The sequence below is a fragment of the Rhizobacter sp. P3_B12 genome (assembly GCF_056402895.1).
The window spans coordinates 1-2,136 of record NZ_JBFUGN010001024.1 but is presented as its reverse complement, the minus strand read 5'-3'; the positions used below and the strand labels follow the sequence as shown (position 1 = coordinate 2,136).

Genomic DNA, 2,136 nt, shown 5'->3' with positions numbered 1-2,136 from the left:
AATACGAGATTGGAACGGGTCTCGTGGGCTCGGAGATGTGTWTWAGAGACAGCATCCGAGCTGCGCCTACGTTGAAGATCTGGATGACCCCTTTCGCATCGGTCGCAATGCTCGAGAAATTAGCACTGTTGAGAATCGCGTTCTGCAGCGCGCCGGTGCTGAGCAACCTCTCTTGACGGCGCACTTCCGCGATGTATCCGACAGATGCAGTCGCGTCGACATTGCGGAAGTCTGGAAGGTGCGTGGCCATGACTCGGCTCGCTGGCTGCAAAGCGTTCGCGAATCGCGCGTTCGATGGTGCAAGGCACCAATTACGCTTATACGCTCATCGTGGGAGGTACAACATTTCGCCGGACGATGGCAGCCAACTCGTCGAAGTCGCAATGTGCGCTGTCGCACAGCCGGCGCCCTCCCGACTTGAAGACGATCGCAAAGCGCGGCGGGCTTCGGCTTCCTCGTGCGGCCGGATGCTTGGGGATCCACGACATCCGGTCGCGGCCGCCAGCGCATGTCCACCCAGGGAGATCGTTCCATGTCGACTACCGGTAGGCTGTGGTTGGGGCTTTGCACCCTGCTCATCGTCGGCTTCGGCGTGCTGCTCTGGATGGGCACCGAGATCCACCGCCAGGCACCGCCAATGCCGCAAGCCGTTGTCACCGAGCGTGGCGACATCGTCTACACGCGCACCGACATCGAGCTCGGCCGCCAGGTGTGGCAAAGCATCGGCGGCCAGCAACTCGGCTCGATCTGGGGCCATGGTGCGCTGGTGGCACCGGACTGGTCAGCGGATTGGTTGCACCGCGAAGCCACGGCGTGGTTCGATCTGCGCGCGCGTGCCACAAACAACATGGCCTACGCAGATCTGGGCCCCGGCGAGCAAGCCCGCGTGCAAGCCGAGTTGCGCCCGTTGATTCGGCGCAATACGTTCGACGCCGCCAGCGGCCACATCGTCGTTCCGGCCGAACGCGCGCAGGCGATCACGCGGGTCGCGTCGCACTACTCGAGCCTGTTCTCGAACGATCCAGCCACCCATGCGCTGCGCGAAGGCTATGCGATGCGAGAGGACACGGTGCCCGATGCGCAACACCGCCGCGCGCTCGGCGCGTTCTTCTTCTGGACCAGCTGGGCGGCGGTCACCGAGCGTCCTGGCGAGGCGATGAGCTACACGCAGAACTGGCCCTACGAGCCGCTGGTCGGCAACACGCCAACCGCGCCGACCTTCATCTGGACCGTGTTCAGCGTGCTGTTCATGCTCGCCGGCATCGCCCTTCTGGCCTGGCACAACGCGGTCTGGCATCACAAGGACAAGGTCGAGGCGCTCGCTGCGCCGAAGCAAGACCCGCTGAGCGGGCTGGTGCCGACGCCGTCGATGAAGGCCACGGCCAAGTACTTCTGGCTCGTGGTCGCCATGTTCCTCCTGCAGATCCTGCTCGGCGCCACCACGGCGCACTACCAGGTCGAAGGTCAGAACGCCTATGGCATCGCGCTGTCCGAGGTGCTGCCCTACGCGCTGACGCGCAGCTGGCACACACAGCTGGCGGTGCTGTGGATCGCTGTCGCGTGGCTCGCGACGGGCCTGTACATCGGCCCGGCGATCTCGGGGCACGAACCGAAGTACCAGCGCCTGGGTGTCAACCTGCTGTTCGCCTGCCTGGTCGTCATCGTCGTCGGCGCGTTCACCGGGCAGTGGTTCGCCGTGATGCAGAAGCTGGGCCTGGCCAACAACTTCTGGTTCGGCCACCAAGGCTGGGAATACGTCGACATCGGCCGCTTCTGGCAATGGTTCCTGTTCATCGGCCTGTTGCTGTGGCTGGTGCTGGTAGGCCGCGCGCTGTGGCCGGCGCTCGTGCGCAAGGACGAAATGTCGTCGATCGTCGGCTTGCTGTTCCTTTCCACCGTCGCCATCGGGCTGCTGTTCGGCGCCGGGTTGATGTGGGGCGAGCACACCCATCTGTCGATGGTCGAGTACTGGCGCTGGTGGGTCGTGCACCTCTGGGTCGAGGGCTTCTTCGAGGTCTTCGCGATCGCCGTCATCAGCTTCCTGTTCGTCAAGCTCGGGCTGGTGCGCGGAAAGACGGCGACGGTCAACGTGCTCTTCGCCACCATCGTCTTCATGTCGGGCGGCATCCTCGGCAC

The 2,136-nt window shown here is 64.4% G+C and carries 1 protein-coding gene and 1 pseudogene; one reads left to right on the top strand and one right to left on the bottom strand.

The window, feature by feature from the left end:
• Positions 1–250: pseudogene (locus tag AC1D01_RS31565) on the bottom strand (hypothetical protein); the annotation flags it as partial.
• 282 nt (positions 251–532) lie between these two features.
• Between AC1D01_RS31565 and AC1D01_RS31560 the strand changes: the two are divergent.
• Positions 533–2,136, top strand: a 1,604-nt coding sequence (locus tag AC1D01_RS31560; protein ID WP_477873460.1) for a cbb3-type cytochrome c oxidase subunit I, incomplete at its 3' end; no start/stop codon positions are given.